This is a genomic window from Gallibacterium salpingitidis, from assembly GCF_001678495.1.
Lineage (GTDB): Bacteria > Pseudomonadota > Gammaproteobacteria > Enterobacterales > Pasteurellaceae > Gallibacterium > Gallibacterium salpingitidis.
The window spans coordinates 1-319 of the sequence record NZ_JTJL01000035.1; the positions used below are offsets into that span (position 1 = coordinate 1).

At 36.7% G+C, this 319-nt stretch carries 1 protein-coding gene; it reads right to left on the bottom strand.

The window, feature by feature from the left end:
• A partial coding sequence (locus QS62_RS07025; RefSeq protein WP_156550097.1) for a replication initiation protein occupies positions 1 to 238 on the bottom strand: 238 nt, incomplete at its 3' end.
• Positions 239 to 319: the final 81 nt, after the last annotated feature.

Sequence of the window (319 nt, forward strand, 5' to 3'; positions counted from 1 at the left end):
TAACAGCCCAACGCCCACCCAGCTTATCAATCGCTTTGCTCACCTGCTGGTAAGCAATTTTTTCATCAACACCAAAGCGACTGGCAAAGTCTGAAACAGTAAACTCAAATTCTCTTTTAGGCTTATCAGGGTCTAAAACCCCTAACGTTAATAAAAGCACCCGCATTTCGTCTAAAGTCAGTTTGTAACTGGCTTCAACGAAGTTATTTGACTTAACTACAATCAGCTCTTTTGTCATAAAAAACTACCATTAAAAAAATGTAGTTCAATACTACACCCAACTAAAAGACTACACAATAAAAAAAATAGTTCATTACCA